The 3656-nt window shown below is 69.4% G+C and carries 4 protein-coding genes; 3 read left to right on the top strand and 1 reads right to left on the bottom strand.

The window, feature by feature from the left end; translation table 11 throughout:
- Positions 1-110: 110 nt before the first annotated feature.
- Both hisN and VIW71_RS19970 read left to right on the top strand, forming a co-directional pair.
- The gene (gene hisN, locus VIW71_RS19975; RefSeq protein ID WP_331623752.1) at positions 111-908 is read left to right on the top strand and encodes a histidinol-phosphatase; all 798 of its coding nucleotides are present in this window, start codon (positions 111-113) and stop codon (positions 906-908) included.
- Positions 909-1078: 170 nt separating this feature from the next.
- On the top strand, positions 1079-1471 hold the full coding sequence (locus tag VIW71_RS19970; protein ID WP_331623751.1) for a cyclic nucleotide-binding/CBS domain-containing protein: 393 nt from the start codon (positions 1079-1081) through the stop codon (positions 1469-1471).
- A gap of 70 nt (positions 1472-1541) precedes the next feature.
- Here the strand turns inward: VIW71_RS19970 and VIW71_RS19965 are convergent, their stop codons facing one another.
- Positions 1542-3002, bottom strand: coding sequence for a catalase (locus VIW71_RS19965; protein WP_331623750.1), 1461 nt, complete (start codon positions 3000-3002; stop codon positions 1542-1544).
- 143 nt (positions 3003-3145) lie between these two features.
- Between VIW71_RS19965 and VIW71_RS19960 the strand changes: the two genes are divergently transcribed.
- Entirely contained in the window at positions 3146-3559 is a 414-nt protein-coding gene (locus VIW71_RS19960) for a Fur family transcriptional regulator (protein ID WP_331623749.1), read from the top strand.
- The last annotated feature ends 97 nt before the right edge of the window (positions 3560-3656 follow it).

The raw sequence follows: 3656 nt of genomic DNA, 5'->3' as shown, positions 1-3656 counted from the left end.
GGCCACAGTGTCCGGGCGCAGCCGCGGGAAGCGGCCTCGCGGGATGCCGGTGCGGCCGACGCGCGGGGTGCGCGTGCTCCCGACCAGGTGGGATCGCTACTGTTCGCGTCATGTCCGATTACAACGACGACCTGCGGCTGGCCCACGCGCTGGCCGACGCCGCCGACGCCGCGACCATGGCCCGTTTCAAGGCGCTCGACCTCAAGGTCGAGACGAAGCCGGACCTGACCCCGGTCAGCGAGGCCGACACGGCGGCCGAGGAACTGATCCGCGGCCGGCTCGGCCGGGCCAGGCCGCGGGACGCCGTCCTGGGCGAGGAGTACGGCGCCGACGGCGGGGGCCCCAGGCGCTGGGTGGTCGATCCGATCGACGGCACCAAGAACTATGTGCGCGGGGTGCCGGTGTGGGCGACGCTGATCGCGCTGATGGTACGGGGCGAGCAGGGGGACGAGGGCGTGGTCGGCGTGGTGTCCGCGCCCGCGCTGGGGCGGCGCTGGTGGGCGGCGAAGGGCAGCGGCGCGTACACCGGGCGCAGCCTGACCTCGGCGACCCGGCTGCGTGTCTCCGGGGTCAGCAGGCTGGAGGACGCCTCGTTCGGGTACTCCTCGCTGACCGGTTGGGAGGAGCAGGGCCGGCTCGACGGCTTTCTGCGCCTGTCCCGCACCTGCTGGCGCACCCGCGGCTACGGCGACTTCTGGCCGTACATGATGGTTGCCGAGGGCTCGGTGGACATCTGCGCGGAACCCGAGCTGAGCCTGTGGGACATGGCGGCGAACGACGTGATCGTACGGGAGGCCGGCGGTCGCTTCACCTCGCTGGACGGGGTGCCGGGCCCCTTCGGCGCGAACGCGGCGGCGTCCAACGGGCTGCTGCACGAGGATCTGCTGGGGTATCTGACCCGGCCGTGACCGGGCGAAACACGGTGGTACGAACCCGGAGCTGAGCATCGCGCGCCCGGCGGATGCCGTGCGCGCCCCCTTGTCCCCGCCGAAGGGGCATGTGAACATGAGAATGCTCGCGCTTGTGAATTTGTGAATTCATTCACGGAACGACCGCCATACCAGGAGGTGCCCTCTTTATGCTGGTCCGCGACGCGATGAGCACGGTGGTTCTCACCATCGGCCCCGCCCACACACTCCGCCAGGCCGCCCGTCTGATGTCCGCCCGCCAGGTCGGCGCCGCGGTCGTCCTCGACCCCGACACCTGCGGCCTCGGCATCCTCACCGAACGCGACGTGCTCAACGCGATCGGCGCGGGTCTCGACCCCGACCGGGAACACGCCCACGCCCACACCACCACCGACGTCGTCTTCGCCGCCCCCCAGTGGACCCTGGAGGAGGCGGCCGGGGCGATGCTGCACGGCCGGTTCCGCCACCTCGTCGTCTGCGACGGCGCCGAACTCGTCGGCATCGTCTCGGTCCGCGACATCGTGGACTGCTGGGCCCCGGTCCAGGCGGCGGTCCCCGCCTGAGCGGGAACGCGACGAAGGGGCCGGAGCCCTGCGGCGTCCGGCCCCTTCGGCCTGTCGGTCAAGCGGCGGGTCAGCCGCGGAGGGCCTGGACCGCGACTTCCAGCCGCTTGCCGAAGTCCGCGTCCGCCTGACGGAAGTTGTTGATCGCGCGCTCGGCGATGTCATCGCGCGACACCTTGGCGATGAACCCGGCGAGATTGTCGATCAGACGGGCCTTCTCGCCCTCGGACATCAGCCGGTAGAGGTTGCCGGCCTGGACGAAGTCGTTGTCCTCGGCGTGCGAGGGCGCCTCGGTGTAGCCGGTCGCGCCGGACACCTCGGTCGGCTGCCACAGCGGGCGGCCGATCTCGCTGGGGCCGCCGAAGCTGTTGGGCTCGTAGTTCTTCGTGCCGCCGTGCCGGCCGTCGTAGAGCAGGCCGTCCCGGCTGTGGGTGCGCGCCACGGTGGCGTGCGGGCGGTTCACCGGCAGGTGGTCGGCGTTGATGCCGACGCGGTAGCGGTGCGCGTCGCCGTACGCGAACAGCCGGCCCTGGAGCATCTTGTCCGGGGACGGGCCGATGCCGGGCACCAGGTGCGCGGGGCTGAAAATGGACTGCTCGACCTCGGCGAAGATGTTCTCCGGGTTGCGGTTGAGCTCCAGCTTGCCGATCTCGATCGGCGGGTAGTCCTCGTGCGGCCACACCTTGGTGAGGTCGAACGGGTTGAAGCGGTACGTGGCCGCGTCCGCCGCCGGCATGATCTGCACCTGCAGGGTCCAGGTCGGGAAGTCACCGCGCTCGATGGCCTCGCGCAGGTCGCGCTGGTGGGAGTCGGGGTCCTGGCCGGCCAGCAGGGCGGCCTCTTCCGAGGTCAGGTTCTTGATGCCCTGGTCGGTCTTGAAGTGGTACTTGACCCAGAAGACCTCGCCGGCCTCGTTGTTCCACTGGAAGGTGTGCGAACCGTAGCCGTTCATGTGCCGGTAGCTGGCCGGGATGCCGCGGTCACCGAACAGCCAGGTCACCTGGTGGGTCGACTCCGGGCTGAGCCCCCAGAAGTCCCAGACGTTGTCCGCCTCCTGCGAGCCGGTGTACGGGTCGCGCTTCTGGGTGTGGATGAAGTCGGGGAACTTGATGGCGTCCTTGATGAAGAACACCGGGGTGTTGTTGCCGACGAGGTCGTAGTTGCCCTCCTCGGTGTAGAACTTCAGCGCCCACCCGCGCGGGTCGCGCACCGCGTCCGCGGCACCGAGGTTGCCGGCCACCGTGGAGAAGCGCAGGAAGGTCTCGGTCTGCTTGCCGACCTCGGAGAGGAACGCGGCCCGAGTCCACTGCGAGACGTCACGCGTCAGCGTGAAGGTGCCGTACGCGCCGGCGCCGCGGGCGTGCACCACGCGCTCCGGGATGCGCTCCCGGTTGAAGTGCGCGAGCTTCTCCAGCAGGTGCTGGCTCTGCACGAGGACCGGACCGCCGAGGCCCGCCGTCTCGCTGTTCTGGTTGTCCGCAACCGGCGCGCCGGCCTCCGTGGTCAGCGGACCCGTTTCCTGCACAGTCACGTGTGTCTCCCTGTGATTCGGCGTGCTTGCCTTGCGCCTGCCTGTAGTCGGATCTGATCCTACGGTAGACAATGTCTAAGTCAAGAAATGAGCTCACCACGGACCGATTCTGGTTTCGGACCGCCGCTGTTACCCTGGTGTACATGAGCGACCTCCTAGAACGTCTGCGCGACCGCGGCTGGCGGCTGACCGCCCAGCGCCGCGTCGTGGCCGAGGTCCTCGACGGCGACCACGTTCATCTGACCGCCGACGAGGTGCACGCGCGTGCCATCGAACGGCTGCCGGAGATCTCGCGCGCCACCGTCTACAACACGCTCGGCGAGATGGTGAGCATCGGTGAGATCATCGAGGTCTCCACCGACGGCCGCGCCAAGCGGTACGACCCGAACGCGCACCGCCCGCATCAGCACCTGGTCTGCTACCGCTGCGGCACGATACGTGATGTGCATCCGAGCGGTGACCCGCTCACGACGCTCCCGGCGGGCGAGCGGTTCGGCTTCACGGTGTCGGCGGTGGAGGTCACGTACCGGGGGCTGTGTCCGGACTGCGCGCGGTGAACGCGACGAATGGTTCGACGTGAGTCGTTGCTTCACTTGAACGTCTTGAAACGCCCGGAACGCCCAGAACACGGAGAAGGCCCGGAAGCCTGCGCTT

Origin of the sequence: Streptomyces sp. (genome assembly GCF_036524955.1) — a bacterium.
GTDB lineage: Bacteria > Actinomycetota > Actinomycetes > Streptomycetales > Streptomycetaceae > Actinacidiphila.
Note: the sequence above shows the minus strand (reverse complement) of the source record. Positions and strands in the feature narration are given on the sequence as shown.

Excerpts from the sequence above, each read along its gene's own strand:
- VIW71_RS19960 (WP_331623749.1), top strand. The coding sequence starts at position 3,146 with ATGAGCGACCTCCTAGAACGTCTGCGCGACCGCGGCTGGCGGCTGACC.
- VIW71_RS19970 (WP_331623751.1), top strand. The coding sequence starts at position 1,079 with ATGCTGGTCCGCGACGCGATGAGCACGGTGGTTCTCACCATCGGCCCC.
- hisN (WP_331623752.1), top strand. The coding sequence starts at position 111 with ATGTCCGATTACAACGACGACCTGCGGCTGGCCCACGCGCTGGCCGAC.